This window comes from Arthrobacter sp. Soil762, from assembly GCF_001428335.1.
In the GTDB taxonomy this organism is placed as follows: Bacteria; Actinomycetota; Actinomycetes; order Actinomycetales; family Micrococcaceae; genus Arthrobacter.
Genome location: NZ_LMSG01000017.1, coordinates 125404 through 144273 on the forward strand (window position 1 = coordinate 125404; position 18870 = coordinate 144273).

Annotated in this window: 16 protein-coding genes; 15 read left to right on the forward strand and 1 reads right to left on the reverse strand. The window is 65.9% G+C overall.

Annotated features, from left to right (window positions below):
• Positions 1-13: 13 nt before the first annotated feature.
• From ribH to hisF, 4 genes are all read left to right on the forward strand, one after another.
• Entirely contained in the window at positions 14-499 is a 486-nt protein-coding gene (ribH, locus tag ASG77_RS11720; protein WP_056345614.1) for a 6,7-dimethyl-8-ribityllumazine synthase, read from the forward strand.
• Positions 500-603: 104 nt separating this feature from the next.
• On the forward strand, positions 604-867 hold the full coding sequence (locus ASG77_RS11725; RefSeq protein ID WP_056345618.1) for a phosphoribosyl-ATP diphosphatase: 264 nt from the start codon (positions 604-606) through the stop codon (positions 865-867).
• A gap of 93 nt (positions 868-960) precedes the next feature.
• Positions 961-1821: an ATP phosphoribosyltransferase gene (gene hisG, locus ASG77_RS11730; protein WP_056345621.1), complete on the forward strand. Its 861-nt coding sequence runs from the start codon at positions 961-963 to the stop codon at positions 1819-1821.
• 57 nt (positions 1822-1878) lie between these two features.
• Positions 1879-2655: an imidazole glycerol phosphate synthase subunit HisF gene (gene hisF / locus ASG77_RS11735; RefSeq protein ID WP_056345623.1), complete on the forward strand. Its 777-nt coding sequence runs from the start codon at positions 1879-1881 to the stop codon at positions 2653-2655.
• Between the two features lie 84 nt (positions 2656-2739).
• On the opposite strand, the gene ASG77_RS11740 is transcribed toward hisF, so the two are convergent.
• Positions 2740-3384 carry a TIGR03085 family metal-binding protein gene (locus tag ASG77_RS11740; RefSeq protein WP_056345972.1) on the reverse strand — a complete coding sequence of 215 codons (645 nt, stop codon included), beginning with the start codon at positions 3382-3384 and terminating at the stop codon, positions 2740-2742.
• 135 nt (positions 3385-3519) lie between these two features.
• Between ASG77_RS11740 and hisI the strand changes: the two genes are divergently transcribed.
• The 11 genes from hisI to pyk all read left to right on the forward strand — a co-directional run bounded on the left by hisI (position 3520) and on the right by pyk (position 18804).
• Positions 3520-3927, forward strand: coding sequence for a phosphoribosyl-AMP cyclohydrolase (hisI, locus tag ASG77_RS11745; protein WP_056345628.1), 408 nt, complete (start codon positions 3520-3522; stop codon positions 3925-3927).
• Between the two features lie 124 nt (positions 3928-4051).
• Positions 4052-5653, forward strand: a complete 1602-nt coding sequence (locus tag ASG77_RS11750; protein ID WP_056345631.1) for an anthranilate synthase component I — start codon at positions 4052-4054, stop codon at positions 5651-5653.
• A complete protein-coding gene (locus ASG77_RS11755; protein WP_056345633.1) occupies positions 5650-6252 on the forward strand; it encodes a Trp biosynthesis-associated membrane protein in 603 nt (200 codons plus the stop codon). Before ASG77_RS11750 ends, ASG77_RS11755 begins: the two co-directional genes overlap by 4 nt.
• A gap of 118 nt (positions 6253-6370) precedes the next feature.
• Positions 6371-6658: an HGxxPAAW family protein gene (locus ASG77_RS11760; RefSeq protein WP_056345635.1), complete on the forward strand. Its 288-nt coding sequence runs from the start codon at positions 6371-6373 to the stop codon at positions 6656-6658.
• A complete protein-coding gene (gene trpC / locus ASG77_RS11765) occupies positions 6658-7479 on the forward strand; it encodes an indole-3-glycerol phosphate synthase TrpC (RefSeq protein ID WP_056345638.1) in 822 nt (273 codons plus the stop codon). The genes ASG77_RS11760 and trpC overlap by 1 nt, the downstream gene beginning before the upstream one ends.
• Before the next feature lie 75 nt (positions 7480-7554).
• Positions 7555-8961, forward strand: a complete 1407-nt coding sequence (gene trpB / locus ASG77_RS11770) for a tryptophan synthase subunit beta (protein WP_082575984.1) — start codon at positions 7555-7557, stop codon at positions 8959-8961.
• A complete protein-coding gene (gene trpA / locus ASG77_RS11775) occupies positions 8961-9767 on the forward strand; it encodes a tryptophan synthase subunit alpha (protein ID WP_056345641.1) in 807 nt (268 codons plus the stop codon). The genes trpB and trpA overlap by 1 nt, the downstream gene beginning before the upstream one ends.
• A 5-nt stretch (positions 9768-9772) precedes the next feature.
• A complete protein-coding gene (lgt, locus tag ASG77_RS11780) occupies positions 9773-10927 on the forward strand; it encodes a prolipoprotein diacylglyceryl transferase (protein ID WP_056345644.1) in 1155 nt (384 codons plus the stop codon).
• Positions 10928-11190: 263 nt separating this feature from the next.
• Entirely contained in the window at positions 11191-15801 is a 4611-nt protein-coding gene (gene gltB, locus ASG77_RS11785; RefSeq protein WP_056345647.1) for a glutamate synthase large subunit, read from the forward strand.
• Positions 15794-17251 (forward strand): glutamate synthase subunit beta, encoded by a 1458-nt coding sequence (locus tag ASG77_RS11790; RefSeq protein WP_056345649.1) that lies wholly within the window; start codon positions 15794-15796, stop codon positions 17249-17251. Before gltB ends, ASG77_RS11790 begins: the two co-directional genes overlap by 8 nt.
• 71 nt (positions 17252-17322) lie before the next feature.
• Positions 17323-18804: a pyruvate kinase gene (pyk, locus tag ASG77_RS11795; RefSeq protein WP_056345653.1), complete on the forward strand. Its 1482-nt coding sequence runs from the start codon at positions 17323-17325 to the stop codon at positions 18802-18804.
• Positions 18805-18870: the final 66 nt, after the last annotated feature.

Consider the following 18870-nt stretch of genomic DNA (forward strand, 5'->3'; position numbering starts at 1 on the left):
ATCAGATTCACGCATGAGCGGACACGGCGCACCAAACATTGACCTCACCACCCTCAACCCGGCGGAAACGTCGCAACTGCGGCTGGCCATTGTGGCAGCCAGCTGGCACACCCAGATCATGGACGGACTCCTGGACGGTGCCCTGCGCGCCGCCAAAGACGCGGGCATCCGCGAACCGACCGTACTGCGCGTTCCGGGCGCCTTCGAGCTTCCCGTCGCCGCCGCGCGGCTGGCACCGCACTTTGACGCAGTGGTGGCACTCGGCGTCGTGATCCGCGGCGGCACGCCGCACTTTGAGTACGTCTGCCAGGCTGCGACGTCGGGTCTGACCGATGTCAGTGTCTCCACCGGCGTGCCGGTGGGCTTCGGCGTGCTGACCTGCGATACGGAGCAGCAGGGACTCGACCGTGCGGGCCTGCCGGGCTCCAGCGAAGACAAGGGCCACGAAGCCGTGACGGCAGCCCTGGCCACCGCAGTCCTCCTCAAGCAGTACACATAGCAGCGGGCGGGCTGCCGGGGCGCGGTGTGTGTTCGCTCACATCGCGCCCGTCATGCGGCGGCCCGAAAGGCGCCCCCGGGCCGGCAGCAAGTAGGCTGTAGGGCGTGAAGAATTTCGAGACGCTGTTCGCTGAACTGAGTGAGAAGGCAGCCACCCGCCCGGCAGGCTCCCGCACCGTCGCTGAATTGGAGTCCGGAGTCCACGGCATTGGCAAGAAAGTCGTGGAGGAAGCAGCCGAAGTCTGGATGGCCGCTGAGTACGAATCCGATGAGGCCACGGCCGAGGAAATCTCCCAGCTGCTCTACCACCTGCAGGTTCTGATGCTCGCCAAAGGCCTGACCCTGGAAGACGTCTACAAGCATCTGTAGCCACTGCGGCACCCGGCGGTCAACAATTGCCTGCCCGTGCCCTGCGTGGCCCGTTTGCCTGATCCATAGACCTCCCAATCAAGAAAGACCCCCATGCTGCGAGTAGCCGTACCCAACAAGGGCTCCCTGTCCGAAGCCGCCTCCGCCATGCTGTCCGAAGCGGGCTACCGCCAGCGCCGCGACACCCGTGAGCTCGTCATGATGGACCCGGACAACGACATCGAGTTCTTCTTCCTCCGCCCGCGCGACATCGCCGTGTATGTCGGACGCGGAACCCTCGACGTCGGCATCACCGGCCGAGACCTGCTGCTGGACGCCGAGGTGGAGGCCGAGGAACTGCTGCCCCTGGGCTTCGCCGCGTCCACGTTCCGCTTCGCCGGACCCGTGGGTGACTTCGCCGCAGCAGAAGAGCTGGAAGGCAAGCGCCTCGCCACCAGCTACGACGGGCTGCTCCGCGGCTACCTCGCCGAGCGGGGCATCAACGCCAAGGTGGTCCGGCTTGACGGCGCGGTGGAGTCTTCCGTGCGCCTCGGCGTAGCGGACGCCATCGCCGACGTCGTGGAAACGGGCAACACCCTCAAGGCCGCCGGGATGGAAATCTTCGGCGAGCCGATCCTCAAATCGGAAGCGGTCCTGATCCGCCGCACCGGCGAAGGCGGAGCCGCGAACGGCACCGCCAAGGAGATTGAAGTCCTGATCCGCCGCTTGCAGGGCGTCCTCGTGGCACGCCAATACGTGCTGATGGATTACGACATCCGCAAGGAACTCGTGGAACAGGCCGCTGCACTGACTCCCGGCCTGGAATCACCCACCGTCTCACCGCTGCGCGACTCCGACTGGGTGGCCGTCCGGTCCATGGTTCCGAAGAAGGAAACCAACCGGATCATGGATGAGCTCTACGACCTCGGCGCCCGCGCCATCCTGGTCAGCAGCATCCACGCCTGCCGTATCTGAGCTCCCGTCCGGTTCACGCCGCGCCGCAGAATCCACCCGAGAATCCCAGGAGTCCCCATGGCTGTAGCTGTACGAGTCATCCCCTGCCTCGACGTCGACGCTGGGCGCGTTGTGAAGGGCATCAACTTCGAGGGGCTCCGCGACGCGGGTGACCCGGTGGAGCTGGCGCACCGCTACGACAATGCGGGTGCCGACGAGCTGACGTTCCTCGATGTCACGGCGTCCTCGGGCAACCGCGAAACCACCTTCGACGTGGTCCGCCGCACGGCCGAGGAAGTCTTCATCCCGCTGACCGTGGGCGGCGGTGTCCGCGGTGTTGCCGAGGTGGACAAGCTCCTGCGTTTCGGCGCGGACAAGGCTTCCATCAACACGGCCGCCGTTGCGCGGCCGGACGTCATCAACGAAATCAGCCGGCATTTCGGTTCGCAGGTGCTGGTCCTGTCAGTGGACGCCCGCCGGACCCGCCCCGGGTCCCAGCCCACGCCGTCGGGCTTTGAAGTGACCACCCATGGCGGCCGCACCGGTACCGGGATCGACGCCATCGAGTGGGCAAGGGAAGCTGCCGACCGGGGCATCGGCGAAATCCTGCTCAACTCCATCGACGCCGACGGCACCAAGGACGGCTTTGACCTGGAACTGATCCGGCTCGTCCGGGCAGCCGTGAAAGTGCCGATCATCGCCTCAGGCGGGGCCGGGGAACCGGCCCACTTCCCGCCGGCCGTGGCCGCCGGTGCGGACGCCGTGCTGGCAGCCTCGATCTTCCACTGGGGCCCGGACAACATGATGTCCCAGGTCAAGCAGGCCATCCGCGAAGCAGGTTTCGAAGTCCGCTGATCCCCACCCGACTCAGCAACGCGGGGTCACTTCTTGCCCGATAACCGATGGTTATTCGGCCGGAAGTGACCTCGCGTTTCTTTGTTAGAGGCCGACTTCTGCCGACTGGAGCAGGGCGACGGCGTCCGGCTGGCCTTCGAAGGTGACCAGGGCGTGGCGGGTGCGGCCGTGGGCGTGCATCAGCAGCTCGCCCGGCTCACCAACGATCGCCACCGAAACCGGTGCCCGCTTGGCGACATGCCGCGGCCCGGACGGGCGCACCAGCACAATGCCAAGGTCGACGCCCCGGTAAAGGATGGCTGCCCGCTTGATCAGTTCGTCCCATAGGGCGTCCGAGTAGGCCTCGTCGAGGGCGCGCGGCGCCCAGCGGTCCACAGCCCGGCGGATGTCCTCGGTGTGCACGAAATATTCGATCAGGTTGGAGCTTTCGTCCAATGCCTTGATGTTCATGGGGGACAGAGCCGGCGGGCCACTACGGAAGGTGTTCACGAGGCCGGTGTAGTCGTCAGCGGTTTTCAGCTTCGCCGCGAGCTTGGCGGTGGCTTTGTCCGAAGCCTTGGACAGGCGCTTGATGATGAGGCCAAGCCCTACGGCAGCCTTGCGTTCGCGAAGGTAAAGGTGCGCGGCAAGGTCCCTGGTGCGCCAGCCTCTACAGAGGGTGGGGGCATCAGGGCCGGCCGCCAGCAGGGTTTCGGCCAGGACTTCTCGGGACGGTTCGACGAAATGCATCACTTGTGAAACTAGCACGAGAGCAGCGAAGTTGGGCAGCAGAACCGCCAGCCGATAGGTGCCCTTGTTCACACCCTGTTTGTATGCCCGTTGGTGCATATTCGGGGCCGCTGATGAGGCACTAGACTTGGTCTGATGTCTGAGCAGCCCGCCTCCGCCCCCGTAATAGTCCCGGCCCCCGCCACAAGCCCGCTTCCGCCCGCTGTTGCGGCCGCGTTGAAGCGCGACGGCGCCGGGCTGGTTGCCGCGGTGGTCCAGCAGTTCGACACCCACGAAGTGCTGATGCTGGGCTGGATGGACGATGAAGCCCTGCACCGAACCATGACCAGCGGCCGGGTCACGTTCTACTCCCGCTCCCGCCAGGAATACTGGCGCAAGGGGGACACCTCCGGCCACGTCCAGTGGGTAAAATCGGTTGCCCTGGACTGCGACGGCGATGCCCTGCTGATCCGCGTGGACCAGGTCGGCGCGGCGTGCCACACCGGCACCCGGACCTGCTTCGAGGGCAGGGGCTTGGAAGTCCAGACCGGCGAGGCAGTCTGACCCACGGCCCGGGGCGGATGACCTGCCCCCAGGCGAACACTTTTGGCAGCATAGGACTGGCGCCGTTCCACACCCGGCGACATTTCACGAGGCGACACACAAGAACAGGCGGCGAAGCATAGCCATGCAGGACCTTGGAATCATCAGCCCGGGCCTCGAGGAGTTCCGCGAACTCGCCGGCCACAGCCGGGTCATCCCCGTCACGCTCAAAGTGCTGGCGGACGCGGAGACCCCTATCGGCCTCTACCGGAAGCTGGCCCAGGGCCAGCCCGGCACGTTCCTGATGGAGTCTGCGGCGGTGGGCGGCACGTGGTCGCGGTATTCCTTCATCGGCGCGAAGTCCCGGGCAACCCTGACCACGAAGGACGGCCAGGCGCACTGGCTGGGCCAGCCCCCTGCCGGAGTGCCCCTGGACGGCAATCCCGTGGATGCCATCCGCGACACCATCGAAGCGCTGCGGACCAGCAGGTTTGACGGACTGCCGCCGTTCACCTCCGGCCTGGTCGGCTTCCTGGGCTGGGAGACGGTCCGCCACTGGGAACGGCTGACCAGCCCGCCGGAGGATGACCTCCACCTGCCCGAGATGGCGCTGAACCTGGTGACGGACATGGCCGTGCACGACAACCATGACGGCACGGTGCTGCTGATCGCCAACGCCATCAACTTCGATGGCAGCTCCGACCGCGTGGACGAGGCTTGGGAAGATGCCGTGGCCCGGGTCAAGGCCCTCCTGACCACGATCAGCACACCAGTGGCCCAGCCGGTTTCCGTGCTGGAACCCGCCGCCCTGGATTTCGCCTCCAGCGTCGAGGAACGGTGGGACGAACCCTCCTACCTGGCCGCCCTTGACCGCGGCAAGGAAGCCATCGTGGACGGTGAAGTGTTCCAGGTGGTGATTTCACGCCGCTTCGAAATGGAGTGCGGCGCCTCGCCCCTTGACGTGTACCGCGTCCTGCGCAACACCAACCCCAGCCCGTACATGTACATCTTCAGCCTCGAGGACGCCGACGGCCGGGAGTACTCGATCGTTGGGTCCTCGCCCGAGGCCCTGGTGACCGTGACCGGTGAAGAAGTCATCACCCACCCCATCGCCGGTTCACGGCCCCGCGGCAAAACCGTGGAGGGAGACAAAGCCCTCGCCGAGGAGCTGCTGGCCGACCAGAAGGAACGCGCCGAACACCTGATGCTCGTGGACCTCTCCCGCAACGATCTGTCCAAGGTCTGCGTGGCGGGAACCGTGGATGTCACGCAGTTCATGGAGGTGGAGCGTTTCAGCCACATCATGCACCTGGTCTCCACCGTGGTGGGCAAGTTGTCCCCGGACGCCAACGCCTACGACGTCCTGAAGGCGACCTTCCCCGCGGGCACCCTGTCCGGTGCCCCGAAGCCCCGGGCTCTGCGCCTGCTGGACGAGCTTGAACCCCACCGCCGCGGCATCTACGGCGGCGTGGTGGGGTACCTCGACTTTGCCGGCGACATGGACATGGCCATCGCCATCCGCTCGGCCCTCCTCCGCGAAGGACGCGCCTACGTCCAGGCCGGTGGCGGCATCGTGGCGGATTCCGTGAACCCCACAGAAGCACTGGAGACCGTGAACAAGGCGGCCGCCCCCCTCCGGGCCGTGCACACCGCCGGATCGCTGCACAACATTGCGGCAGAATCGCTCCCCGGCACCTCTCCCCACAGCGACGCCGGCACCGCCGGGGAAAGCCAGGGCGCCGAATGACGCCGGCCTGGGCCAGGAAGTCCACGCTGGTACTGCTGATCGCCGTCCTTGCGCTGGCTGTCTTCGGCGCCACCACCCAGACCTGGATCACCGTCAGCCTGGACGCCAACCAGATGGGCCAGGCCGCGGGGGACCGGAACACCCTGCCGGTCCAGGGCAGCAAGGCCGCCACCGCGGTGACGGCCCTGGCCGTCGTGGCCCTGGCGGGCGGACTGGCAGCATCCATCGCAGGAAAGTTCGCGCGGTGGGTCATCACCGCCCTCATCATGTTGGCCTCCGTTGGCATCATTGCCGCTGCCGCCACGGTGCTGGCTGACCCGTTGGGCGCCGCGCAGGGCTCCATCGCCGCTGCCACCGGGGTCACCGGCGGGAACGCGGAAGTGGCTGTTACCGCCTTCCCGGTCCTCGCCGTCGTCGCCGGTGCCCTGCTGGCGCTGGCCGCGTTGCTGATCATCCCCGCTGGCCGGCACTGGAAGTCGCGGACCAAATATGACGCAGCCACATACGGGGGGCCCGCCGGCAGCACGGTGGCCGCCACCGGTCCTGTGGACGAGATCGACAGCTGGGACAGGCTCTCGCGCGGCGACGATCCCACCTGAACCCCCGCTCGCAGCCAAAGCCGGGCAGCCCGCTAAAACCTGAGCCCGGCCTGCCGATGGGCAGGTCGCGGCCAAAAAATGGCAGAATGTAAGCAGTATTCATCCCGAGGAGATTCACATGAGCAAAGCACCCGCTTCCGTTTCGAAATCAGGCACCCGGACCGTTGCCCCCGGCGTCGTTGACCACAGCCAGGAACTTGGCCACGGCAACAGCCCCGCGGCCTGGACCTGCGTGATCGTTATGCTGGTCGGCGCCCTCATCGCGTCAATCGCCTTTGTCATCGCCAACACCCCCATCTTCATCGCCGGCGCGGCCGTGATGGTCCTCGGCCTGATCCTTGGCTACATCATGCGCAAGGCGGGCTACGGCGTCGAAGGCAGCAAGCTGAAGAGCTCCGGCCACTGATGGCGACTGTTCTCGACGACATCAATGCCGGTGTCTGGGAGGATATGGAGGCCAGGAAGCGTCTCGTTTCGCTGGCGGAACTAAAGGACCTGGCGGCGGCCGCGGCACCCGCCCGGGACGCGTGGTCGGCCCTCGGCGGAACCGCGGTGCAGCGGGACCAGCTCAAGGTCATCGCGGAAATCAAGCGGCGCAGCCCGTCCAAGGGCGACCTCGCGAGCATCGTGGATCCGGCAGCGCTGGCAGAGCAGTATGCCGACGGCGGCGCAGCCGTGATCAGCGTCCTCACCGAACAGCGGCGCTTCAACGGCTCCCTCGCGGACCTGGACGCCGTCCGTGCCCGCGTGGACGTTCCGCTGCTCCGCAAGGATTTCACGCTCGATGAGTACCAGATCTGGGAGGCCCGCGCCCACGGCGCGGACCTGATCCTGCTCATCGTGGCGTCGCTCTCCGACAGCCAACTCCGGGAGTTCAGCGCCCTCAGCCGCGAACTCGGCATGAACGTGCTCGTGGAGACGCACACGGAAGAGGAGATCGAACGTGCAGTGGCGGCTGAGGCGCGCATCATCGGCGTCAACGTGCGCAACCTGAAGACGCTCGACGTCGACCGTTCAGTCTTCGCCTCCCTCGCCGGACTGATTCCGGCCGAATCGCTGGTCATCGCCGAATCCGGTGTGCGCGGCGTGGACGACGTGACGCATTACGCCGCCAACGGCGCCAACGCCATCCTGGTGGGGGAGGCCCTCGTCAGCGACGCAACGCCGCGTGACCGGATCGCCGAATTCACTGCGGCCGGCGCTGCCGCCATCGCCGCCCGGGCCTAGTCCGGGCACCCGCCGGGCCTGGCGCCGGCGGCCCAACACTTCCGAACGACCAACTTGAACAGGACGGTGAGACTGATGGTTGACGCACTCTCAGAAAACGCTGACAACAACGCTGCGGACGCTTTCCTGCAGGGCGGCTCGCTGAAGCACGCCCCGGGGCCATACTTCGGCGGCTACGGCGGGCGCTGGATGCCTGAATCGCTGATCGCCGCCCTGGACGAGCTCGAAGACACCTTTGAAAAGGCCAAGGCGGATCCCGAATTCCTGGCCCAGCTCTCCGACCTGAACAAGAACTACTCCGGCCGTCCCTCGCTGCTGACCGAGGCCAAGCGGTTCTCCGAGCACGCCGGCGGCGCCCGGATTTTCCTCAAGCGCGAGGACCTCAACCACACCGGATCCCACAAGATCAACAACGTCCTGGGCCAGGCCCTGCTGGCCAAGCGCATGGGCAAGACCCGCGTGATCGCCGAGACCGGCGCCGGGCAGCACGGCGTTGCCAGCGCCACGGCCGCGGCGCTCCTCGGCCTGGAATGCGTTGTGTACATGGGCGCCGAAGACTGCCGTCGGCAGGCACTGAATGTCGCCCGGATGCAGCTGCTCGGCGCCACCGTGGTGCCCGTGGTGAACGGTTCGCAGACCCTAAAGGACGCCATCAACGACGCCCTCCGGGACTGGGTCAGCAACGTGGACAACACCCACTACCTGCTGGGCACCGCCGCCGGGGCGCACCCGTTCCCGGCCATGGTCCGTTTCTTCCACGAGGTCATCGGCGAGGAAGCCCGCGCCCAGATTCTGGAGCAGACCGGCAAACTGCCCGACGCCGTCTGCGCCTGCATCGGCGGCGGTTCCAACGCCATCGGCATCTTCCACGGATTCCTGGATGATCCGTCCGTGAAGATCTATGGCTTTGAAGCCGGCGGCGACGGCGTGGACACCGGCCGGCACGCAGCCACCATCACCCTTGGCAAGCCCGGCGTCCTGCACGGCGCACGGTCCTACCTTATGCAGGACGACGACGGTCAGACCATCGAGTCGCACTCGATTTCCGCGGGTCTGGACTACCCGGGCGTTGGCCCGGAGCACGCCTACCTGGCCGACATCGGACGCGTCACCTACGAGCCCATCACCGACAGCGAAGCAATGGATGCGTTCAAGCTGCTGTGCCGGACAGAAGGCATCATCCCCGCCATCGAATCCTCACACGCCCTCGCGGGTGCCATCAAGGTTGGCAAGCGCCTCACCGAAGGCAGTGCTGACCCGTCCGAAACTGTGATCGTTGTGAACCTTTCCGGCCGTGGCGACAAGGACGTGGAAACTGCCGCGGAATGGTTCGACATGCTCGACGAGGAGGGCAAGGTCAAGGGCACCAACCTGTCCACCCGCAAGCCCAAGGGCCCTGCCGACAGGGCGGAAACTGAAGCCGTTCCCGCCACAGCTGCCCCTGCCGCCAGCGCAGCGGACAACAACGAGGACCAGAACTGATGACTGAACAGACGGCCAGCAAGTCCGCCGCCGCCATCGACCGTGCACGGGACGCCGGACGCTCAGCGCTCGTGTGCTACCTGCCTGCAGGGTACCCGGACGTCCAGGCCACCATTGATGCCGGCATTGCCATGGCGAAGAACGGTGCCGATCTGATCGAAATCGGCATTCCCTACTCGGATCCTGTCATGGACGGCCCGGTCATCCAGGCCGCCACCACTGAGGCGATCGCCAACGGATTCCGGGTCGAGAGCGTCTTTGACGTTGTCGCCGGCATCACGGCAGCCACCGACGTCGCCGTACTGGTGATGACCTACTGGAACCCCGTGGTCCGGATGGGTGTGGACGAGTTCTCCCGACGGCTGGCCGAAGCCGGGGGAGCAGGGCTCATCACGCCTGACCTCATCCCGGACGAAGCATCTGAATGGTTCGCCGCCTCGGACAAGTACGGACTGGACCGCGTGTTCCTCGTGGCGCCGTCCTCCACCCCGGAGCGCCTGGCCATGACCGTCAAGGCAAGCCGCGGCTTTGTGTACGCCGTCTCCATCATGGGCGTGACGGGTACCCGCCAGGCCGTCAGCAGCAGCGCGGAGAAACTCGTTGCCGATACGCACGCCGCCGGCGCCGAACGCGTGTGTGTGGGACTCGGCGTCTCCAACGCCAGCCACGTCCGCGAGATCGCAGCATACGCAGACGGTGTGATCGTTGGCACCGCGCTTGTTGCCGCCATCCGTGACGGGGGAGTCCCCGCCGTCGCCGACCTCACCCGGGACCTGAGCGCCGGACTCGTCAGGGAAGAAGCCTAACCACCATGCAGATCCTCCTTCAGGCCGCCGCCCTGGTGCCGGCCAGCATCCCCAGCCCGGACTGGTCCGGCTTCGACATCCCGCTGCCGTGGGGGACTCTGCGGATCCACGCCTATGCCCTGTGCATCCTCGCCGGGATCATGGCGGGCCTGTGGCTCACGTCCGTCAGGTGGGCCCGCCGCGGCGCGCCCGAAGGCAGCGTCTGGGACATCGTCATCTGGGCGATTCCCTTCGGCATCATCGGCGGCCGGCTCTACCACGTGGTGTCGTCCCCGGACGCCTACTTCGGGCCCGGCTTCGACGGCACCGGGGACCTGTGGCTCATCCCGCAGATCCAGCGTGGCGGACTGGGCATCTGGGGTGCCGTGGTTCTGGGCGTCCTGGGCGCATGGATCGGCTGCCGCCGGTCCGGTGTGAAACTCACCGCCTTCCTGGACGCCGCGGCGCCCGGACTGCTGCTGGCGCAGGCCGTTGGCCGCTGGGGTAACTACTTCAACCAGGAGCTCTTCGGCGGGCCCACCACCCTGCCGTGGGGCCTGCAGATTGATGCGGACAACCCCAACTTCCCGGCCGGCATGCCGGTGGATACGCTCTTCCACCCCACGTTCCTGTATGAGTCGCTCTGGAACATCGCCGGTGTGCTCATCCTGGTGGCCCTGGACCGCCGATTCCACTTCCGCCGCGCCCGGCTCTTCTGGCTCTACGCCATGTATTACACGCTGGGCCGGGTCTGGATAGAAGCGATGCGGATCGACGACGCCGAACAGATCAACCTGTTCGGGATCACCACCAGGCTCAACGTCTGGACCAGTATCTTTGTCTTTGTGGCAGCACTCATCGTGTTCGTCCTCCTGGGATTGAAGGGCCGCCCGGAACCGGACACTCCCTTCCTGGCGGGGCGCGAGCCGGCAGCCGTCGAGTACGTGGGCGCTGCGCGGGAAGAAAAGGCACCGGTCCGCGATGCGGACTCTTCTGTCTCGGATAGTGAATCGCGTGATAATCTCCCACATAACCAAAATGGTGCCCGGATCCCTTCCACCCCAACGGAAGAGGAACCGGCATTCCGGGACGGCGACAAGCCAGTTCCGGAGTCGCCGGTAACCGGAAGTTCCCGCCACAAGGCAACGGAATCCGCGCCGGAGGCTGGCACGAACAAGTAGGACGCCAGCACGGCAGGGTAGCAGAGTCAACACTCGGAGCGCCCACACACCACAGCGTCGTGGCAATAGGGCCCATCCGGCCAGCAGACAGCAGCTGGCCGGTCAAGTCCGGGTCACGGGCCTGCGTAACTCTTCGTTGAGCAGGCCGGTCTGGCCTACAATTTCCAGTAAATAACACTTTGTTGTGCCCATCACATCGGCGCTTACAAGGCGGGCCAACGGTGTCCCTTCCATACGCACGATCTCGAGGAAGGACGTCTTCAATGACCCATCTTCATAGCCCACGTTGGTCCGAAAAAATAGGATCGCAGGGCCCCGTCTCCCCGTTCAAGCGCTTTGCCGCGCTTCCCGAGGCCCGGGGTCTGTACAACCCAGAGAACGAAAAAGACGCCTGTGGCCTGGCGATCATCGCCACGCTCCGCGGCGAGCCCGGCTACGACATTGTCGACGCCGCACTGACCGCGCTCCGCAACCTCGAGCACCGCGGTGCTGTAGGTGCGGACGAGGGAACCGGTGACGGTGCCGGCCTGCTGATGCAGATCCCGGACGAGTTCTTCCGCGCCGTCACAGAATTCGAACTCCCCGCACCGGGCCAGTTTGTTGCCGGTACCGCCTTCCTCCCGGCCGAGCAGCGCGAAGCCGACGCCGCCAAGGCCGGCATTGAAGGCCTTGCCGCCGATGAAGGCCTGACCGTGCTCGGCTGGCGCGAAGTGCCCATCGTCGCAGACCTCGTGGGCGCCATGGCCCGCGCCTGCATGCCCTACTTCTCACAGCCCTTCCTTGCCTCGGCAACCGGCGAGGAATTGGACCGCAACGAGCTCGACTCACGCGCCTGGCGGATCCGCAAGCGTGCCCAGAACAAGTTCGGCGTGTACTTCCCGTCGCTGTCCTCGCGCACCATCGTCTACAAGGGCATGCTCACCACGGCCCAGCTGGAGCCGTTCTACCCCGATCTCTCGGACAAGCGTTTCAAGACGAAGCTGGCGATCGTCCACTCGCGCTTCTCCACCAACACGTTCCCGTCCTGGCCGCTGGCCCAGCCGTTCCGCACTATCGCCCACAACGGTGAAATCAACACCGTCAAGGGCAACCGGAACTGGATGCGCGCCCGCCAGTCCCAGCTCGCCAACCCGCTGCTGGGTGACTCCCCGGAAGAGCTGTACCCCATCTGCACCCCCGGTGCGTCAGACTCGGCGTCTTTCGACGAAGTCGCCGAGCTGCTCTGGCTCTCCGGCCGCCCCATCACGCACTCGATCATGATGATGATCCCCGAGGCCTGGGAAAACCACGCCACCATGGATCCGGCACGACGTGCGTTCTACGAATACCACTCCCTGCTCATGGAACCGTGGGACGGCCCCGCCGCCGTCTCGTTCACGGACGGTAACCTCGTCGGCGCTACCCTTGACCGCAACGGCCTGCGCCCCGGACGCTACTGGATCACCGAAGACGGGCTGATCATCTTCGCCTCCGAGGTGGGAGTGATCGACGTCGAACCCTCCAAGGTGGTCAAGAAGGGCCGCGTTTCCCCGGGCAAGATGTTCCTGGTGGACACCGACGCCGGCCGCATCATCGACGACGAAGAGGTTAAGGCCGAGGTCGCTGCGGCGAACCCGTGGTCCGAGTGGGTCAAGGACAACCTGATTGACCTCAAGGACCTCCCCGAGCGCGAGCACGTGGTCCACACCGCCGCGTCGGTCAACATCCGCCAGCGGACCTTCGGGTACACCACCGAGGAGCTCAAGATCCTGCTCGGCCCGATGGCCCGGACCGGCGCCGAGCCGCTGGGTGCCATGGGTTCGGACACCCCGATCGCGGTGCTGTCCAAGCGTCCCCGGCTGCTGTTCGACTACTTTGTGCAGTCCTTCGCGCAGGTCACCAACCCGCCGCTGGACGCCATCCGTGAAGAGCTGGTCACGTCGCTGACGTGCGCCATCGGTCCGAACGGCAACCTGCTGGACACCAAGCGGGTCCGCCAGCCGCAGGTCATGCTGCCGTTCCCCGTGATCAACAACGACCAGCTCGCCAAGATCGCCAACATCGAAACGCCCGACGGCGACCGTGTGGCCATGAAGGTCCGCGGCCTCTACCGCCCTGAAGGCGGCGAGAACGCCCTGCGTGCCCGGCTCACCGAGATCTGTGAGCAGGTGTCCGGCGCGATCAACCGCGGCGTGCAGTACGTTGTGCTGTCCGACCGTGACTCAAACGCGCAGTGGGCGCCGATTCCTTCCCTGCTCCTGGTCAGCGCCGTGCACCACCACCTGCTGCGCAGCGCGAACCGCACCAAGACCGCCCTGGTGGTCGAGGCCGGCGACGTCCGCGAGACGCACCACGTTGCTGTCCTGATCGGCTACGGTGCCTCTGCTGTGAACCCGTACCTGGCAATGGAATCCGTGGAGCAGCTCATTACCGCCGGTGACGTTGTTGGGGTCACGCCGCAGGACGGCGTCTACAACCTGATCAAGGGCCTCGGCAAGGGCGTCCTGAAGATCATGTCCAAGATGGGCATCTCCACTGTTGCGTCCTACACCGGTGCGCAGACGTTCGAGGCCCTGGGCCTCGGACAGGAACTGGTGGATGAGTTTTTCGCCGGCACGCACTCCCAGCTGGGCGGCGTGGGCCTGGACGTCATCGCGGCCGAAGTTTCGGCGCGGCACCAGATGGCCTACCCGGAAGGCGGCATCGAACTGCCGCACCGTCCGCTCCTGGGCGGCGGCGAATACCAGTGGCGCCGCGACGGCGAGCCGCACCTGTTCAACCCGGAGACCGTCTTCCGGCTGCAGCACGCCACGCGTGAGCGCCGCTATGACATTTTCAAGGCGTACACCAAGGGCGTGGATGACCAGTCCGAGAACCTGATGACCCTGCGCGGGTTGCTGAAGTTCAAGAACGACCGTCCCGCTGTTCCGTTGGAGGAAGTGGAGCCCGTCTCCAGCGTTGTGAAGCGCTTCTCCACCGGCGCCATGAGCTACGGGTCCATCTCCAAGGAAGCCCACGAGACCCTCGCGATCGCCATGAACCAGTTGGGCGGCAAGTCCAACACCGGTGAAGGCGGCGAGGACGTGGACCGCCTGCTGGACCCGAAGCGCCGTTCTGCCGTCAAGCAAATCGCGTCGGGCCGGTTCGGCGTCACCAGCCTGTACCTGACCAACGCTGACGACATCCAGATCAAGATGGCCCAGGGTGCCAAGCCCGGCGAAGGCGGCCAGCTGATGGCGCAGAAGGTGTACCCCTGGGTTGCCCGGACTCGCCACTCGACGCCCGGTGTCGGCCTGATTTCGCCGCCCCCGCACCACGATATCTACTCCATTGAGGACCTCGCGCAGCTCATCTACGATGCGAAGCGCGCCAACCCCTCGGCCCGGGTACACGTCAAGCTCGTCTCCGAAGTGGGGATCGGCACTGTGGCGTCGGGTGTCACCAAAGCGAAGGCCGACGTCGTACTGGTCTCCGGCCACGACGGCGGAACAGGCGCGTCCCCGCTGAACTCGCTCAAGCACGCGGGTGTGCCGTGGGAGCTCGGGCTCGCCGAGACGCAACAGACGCTGATGCTCAACGGCCTGCGCGACCGTGTGGTGGTCCAGGTGGACGGCCAGCTCAAGACCGGCCGCGACGTTGTTATCGCCGCGCTGCTCGGCGGCGAGGAATTCGGTTTCGCCACCGCCCCGCTGGTGGTGGAAGGCTGCATCATGATGCGCGTCTGCCACCTGGATACCTGTCCGGTGGGCGTTGCCACCCAGAACCCCGAGCTGCGGGCCCGCTTCACCGGCAAGCCCGAATTTGTGGTCAACTTCTTCGAATTCCTGGCCGAGGAAGTCCGTGAGATCCTCGCGGAACTCGGCTTCCGGAGCATCGAAGAGGCGATCGGTCACGCCGAAGTCCTGGATGCCCGCGAAGCGATCAACCACTGGAAGGCCGACGGCCTGGACCTGGACCCGATCCTGCACGGACTCGAGTTCGACGACGACGCTCCGCTGCGCAACATGACCTCGCAGAACCACGAACTGGACAAGCACTTTGACCAGCGGCTGATCACCATGGCCACGGAGGCGCTGACTGACCGCAGCCCGGTGAAGATCGCGGTGGACGTGATCAACACGGACCGCTCGGTGGGCACCATGCTTGGCCACACGGTGACCAAGACGTTCAGCACGGACGTGCTGGCGCCGGACACCATCGACATCACCCTGACCGGTACCGCGGGACAGTCGCTGGGCGCCTTCCTGCCCGCCGGTATCACCCTGCGCCTCTTTGGTGACTCGAACGACTACGTGGGCAAGGGCCTTTCCGGCGGGCGGATCATCGTCCGGCCGGACCGCACCAACGTGTTCAAGGCCGAAAGCAACGTCATTGCCGGCAACGTGATCGGCTACGGCGCTACCAGCGGCGAAATGTTCCTGCGCGGCCAGGTGGGCGAACGCTTCCTGGTCCGCAACTCCGGAGCCACTGCAGTTGTTGAGGGCATCGGCGACCACGGCTGCGAGTACATGACCGGCGGGCAGACGCTGATCATCGGCCGCACCGGCCGCAACTTCGGCGCCGGCATGTCCGGCGGAACCGCCTACGTGCTGGACCTGCAGACCACACAGGTCAACAAGGACGCCCTGCAGTCCGGCGAACTTCAGCTCGTTGAACTTGACGCCGAAGACCGGGACATTGTCCACGGCCTGCTGGTGAAGCATGTCGAGGAAACGGAATCGCTCCATGCGGCGCGGTTGCTGGAGAACTTCGACGATACCGCTGCCCGCATTACCAAAGTGCTGCCGCGCGATTACGCGGCAGTCCTGCAAACCCGACTGGACGCCATCGAAGAGGGCCTTGACCCCGATGGCGAAGAAGTATGGGCTCGAATCCTGGAGGTGACCGGTGGCTGATCCACGCGGATTTCTGAAAGTACGCCAGCGTGAAACCCAGCCGCGCCGCCCCGTTCCGGTCCGCATCATGGACTGGAAGGAAGTCTATGAGGCCCAGGAAAGGGGTGTCCTGAAGGCCCAGGCCGGCCGCTGCATGGACTGCGGCGTGCCGTTCTGCCACCAGGGCTGCCCGCTGGGCAACCTCATCCCAGAATGGAACGACCTCGCGTGGCGGGACAAGGGCGAGGAAGCCATTGAGCGGCTGCACGCCACGAACAACTTCCCCGAGTGGACCGGCCGGCTTTGCCCGGCGCCGTGCGAGGCGTCCTGTGTGCTGGGAATCAACCAGCCCGCAGTCACCATCAAGCAGGTTGAAGTGTCCATCATCGACGAAGCGTTCGAAAACGGCTGGGTCAACCCGCTGCCTCCGACGCGCCTGACCGGAAAGACCGTTGCCGTCGTCGGCTCCGGCCCGGCCGGCCTGGCCGTGGCGCAGCAGCTGACCCGGGTGGGCCACACCGTCGCGGTGTACGAGCGTGACGACAAAATTGGCGGCCTCCTCCGCTACGGCATCCCCGACTTCAAGATGGAAAAGGAGCAGGTGGACCGCCGCGTTGAGCAGATGAAGGCGGAAGGCACCCGCTTCCGCACCGGCGTCGCTGTGGGCACCGACGTGACGTGGGAGCAGCTGCGACGCCGCTACGACGCCGTCGTGGTTGCCACCGGCGCCACCGTCCCGCGGGACCTGCCCATCCCGGGCCGCGACTTTGAAGGCGTGCACTTCGCCATGGATTACCTGGTCCCGGCCAACCGCGTTGTCGCGGGGGAGACGGTGGAGAACCAGATCCACGCCAAGGGCAAGCACGTGGTGATCCTGGGCGGCGGCGATACCGGTGCTGACTGCCTCGGTACTGCGCACCGCCATGGAGCCGCATCCGTGACCACCCTGGCCATCGGCAAACAGCCGCCGGCGGAACGCGCCGGGCACCAGCCCTGGCCCACGTTCCCCACCCTGTTCGAAATGGCCAGCGCCCACGAGGAAGGCGGCGAACGCACGTACCTCGCCTCCACCGTGGAGTTTGTCGGCGAGAACGGCAAGCTCACCGGCGTCAAGGTTGCCGAAACGGAATTCGTTGACGGCAAGCGTCTCCCGAAGGCCGGCACCGAACGGATCATCCCGGCGGACCTGGTCTTCCTGTCGCTGGGCTTCACCGGAGCCGAGCCCGCGGGCATCACCGAGCAGGTCAGCGCCGAATTCGACGGTCGCGGCAACGTGACCCGCGACGGTTACTACATGACCAATACGGAAGGCATCTTCGTGGCCGGCGACGCCGGACGCGGGCAGTCGCTCATTGTATGGGCCATCGCTGAGGGCCGGGCCTGTGCCGCCGCCGTGGACAAGTTCCTCATGGGCAGCACCATCCTGCCGGCGCCGGTGGCTCCGACGGACCGGGCCATTGCGGTTCTCTGACAGCCGTCAGTTCGCCGCGGATTAACCTCCACAACAACTTAACCAATGCAGGACACTACTAGGGTAGGTATATGAGACGCGCTAAGATTGTGGCCACTTTTGGCCCGGCAATTGCCAGCTTTGAGAACACGCTCGCGGTGTTGGAAGCCGGTGTGGATGTTGCCCGGATGAACATGAGTCACGGTGACTACTCCGTGCACGACAACACGTACGAGAATGTCCGCAAGGCAGCAGCCCAGCTGAGCAAGCCTGTGGCCATCATGGCTGACCTGCAGGGCCCCAAGATCCGTCTTGGGCGCTTTGTGGACGGCCCGCACGCCTTGGCCGAGGGTGACATCTTCACCATCACCACGGAGGACGTTCCGGGCACCAAGGACATCTGCTCCACCACGCTGAAGAGCCTCACCGAGGACGTCAACGTGGGGGATGCCCTGCTGATCGACGACGGCAAGGTGGCCCTGCGGGCGATTGAGGTCGACGACGTCAAGGTCGTGACAGAGGTGACCGTCGGCGGGATGGTGTCCAACAACAAGGGCATCAACCTTCCCGGCGTTGCAGTCAACGTGCCGGCGCTGAGCGAAAAAGACGAGGACGATCTCCGCTGGGCCATGCGCCGCGGCGTAGACATGGTTGCCCTCTCGTTCGTGCGTGACGCCTCCGACATCACCCGTGTGCACGAGATCATGGACGAAGAAGGCCGCCGTGTGCCGGTCATCGCCAAGATCGAAAAGCCGCAGGCAGTCGAGCAGCTCCACGAGATCATCGACGCCTTCGACGCCATCATGGTGGCCCGTGGCGACCTCGGTGTGGAACTTCCGCTCGAGGAAGTGCCGATCGTGCAGAAGCGCGCCATCGAACTGGCACGCCGCTGGGCGAAGCCGGTCATCGTGGCCACGCAGGTCCTCGAATCCATGATCGACAACCCGCGCCCCACCCGTGCAGAGGCCTCCGACTGCGCCAACGCCGTTCTCGACGGTGCAGACGCCGTAATGCTCTCCGGCGAGACCAGCGTGGGCAAGTACCCGATCGAGACCGTCAAGGTCATGGCAAGGATCATTGAATCCACTGAGGTCCATGGCCTGGAACGCGTTCCGCCGCTGGGCACCAAGCCCAAGACCCGTGGTGGCGCTATCACCCGCGCCGCCGTCGAAATCGCCGACCAGCTGGATGCAAAGTACATCTGTACATTCACCCAGTCCGGCGACTCCGCGCGCCGCCTGTCACGCCTGCGCCCCATCAGGCCGGTATTCGCGTTCACGCCGCTGGAGCACGTGTGGAACCAGCTGGCGCTGACCTGGGGCATCCAGCCGGTGCTGGTTCCCATGGTGGGCCACACCGACGAGATGACCGCGCAGGTCGACCGCAGCCTGTTGGAATTGAAAGTGGTGGACGACGGCGACCTGGTGGTCATAGCCGCCGGTTCGCCTCCCGGAAAGGCCGGTTCCACGAACATGCTGAAGGTTCACCGGGTCGGAGACCTGGGCGACGCCGGCAGCCTAGGCGGCGAGGCTGGCGTACCCAGGGAGAAGCTCGGTCCCTGGCCGACGGCATAGCAACCTAAAAAGAAGGACCCCTGCCGGCTGGCAGGGGTCCTTTTCTTTGGTCTCGGGGTGATTGAG

Coding starts and splice junctions, on each gene's coding strand:
- pyk (WP_056345653.1), top strand. CDS start 17,323: ATGAGACGCGCTAAGATTGTGGCCACTTTTGGCCCGGCAATTGCCAGC.
- ASG77_RS11750 (WP_056345631.1), top strand. CDS start 4,052: ATGCAGGACCTTGGAATCATCAGCCCGGGCCTCGAGGAGTTCCGCGAA.
- hisG (WP_056345621.1), top strand. CDS start 961: ATGCTGCGAGTAGCCGTACCCAACAAGGGCTCCCTGTCCGAAGCCGCC.
- ribH (WP_056345614.1), top strand. CDS start 14: ATGAGCGGACACGGCGCACCAAACATTGACCTCACCACCCTCAACCCG.
- trpC (WP_056345638.1), top strand. CDS start 6,658: ATGGCGACTGTTCTCGACGACATCAATGCCGGTGTCTGGGAGGATATG.
- hisF (WP_056345623.1), top strand. CDS start 1,879: ATGGCTGTAGCTGTACGAGTCATCCCCTGCCTCGACGTCGACGCTGGG.
- gltB (WP_056345647.1), top strand. CDS start 11,191: ATGACCCATCTTCATAGCCCACGTTGGTCCGAAAAAATAGGATCGCAG.
- hisI (WP_056345628.1), top strand. CDS start 3,520: ATGTCTGAGCAGCCCGCCTCCGCCCCCGTAATAGTCCCGGCCCCCGCC.
- trpB (WP_082575984.1), top strand. CDS start 7,555: ATGGTTGACGCACTCTCAGAAAACGCTGACAACAACGCTGCGGACGCT.
- ASG77_RS11760 (WP_056345635.1), top strand. CDS start 6,371: ATGAGCAAAGCACCCGCTTCCGTTTCGAAATCAGGCACCCGGACCGTT.
- lgt (WP_056345644.1), top strand. CDS start 9,773: ATGCAGATCCTCCTTCAGGCCGCCGCCCTGGTGCCGGCCAGCATCCCC.
- ASG77_RS11755 (WP_056345633.1), top strand. CDS start 5,650: ATGACGCCGGCCTGGGCCAGGAAGTCCACGCTGGTACTGCTGATCGCC.
- ASG77_RS11740 (WP_056345972.1), bottom strand. CDS start 3,384: ATGCATTTCGTCGAACCGTCCCGAGAAGTCCTGGCCGAAACCCTGCTG.
- trpA (WP_056345641.1), top strand. CDS start 8,961: ATGACTGAACAGACGGCCAGCAAGTCCGCCGCCGCCATCGACCGTGCA.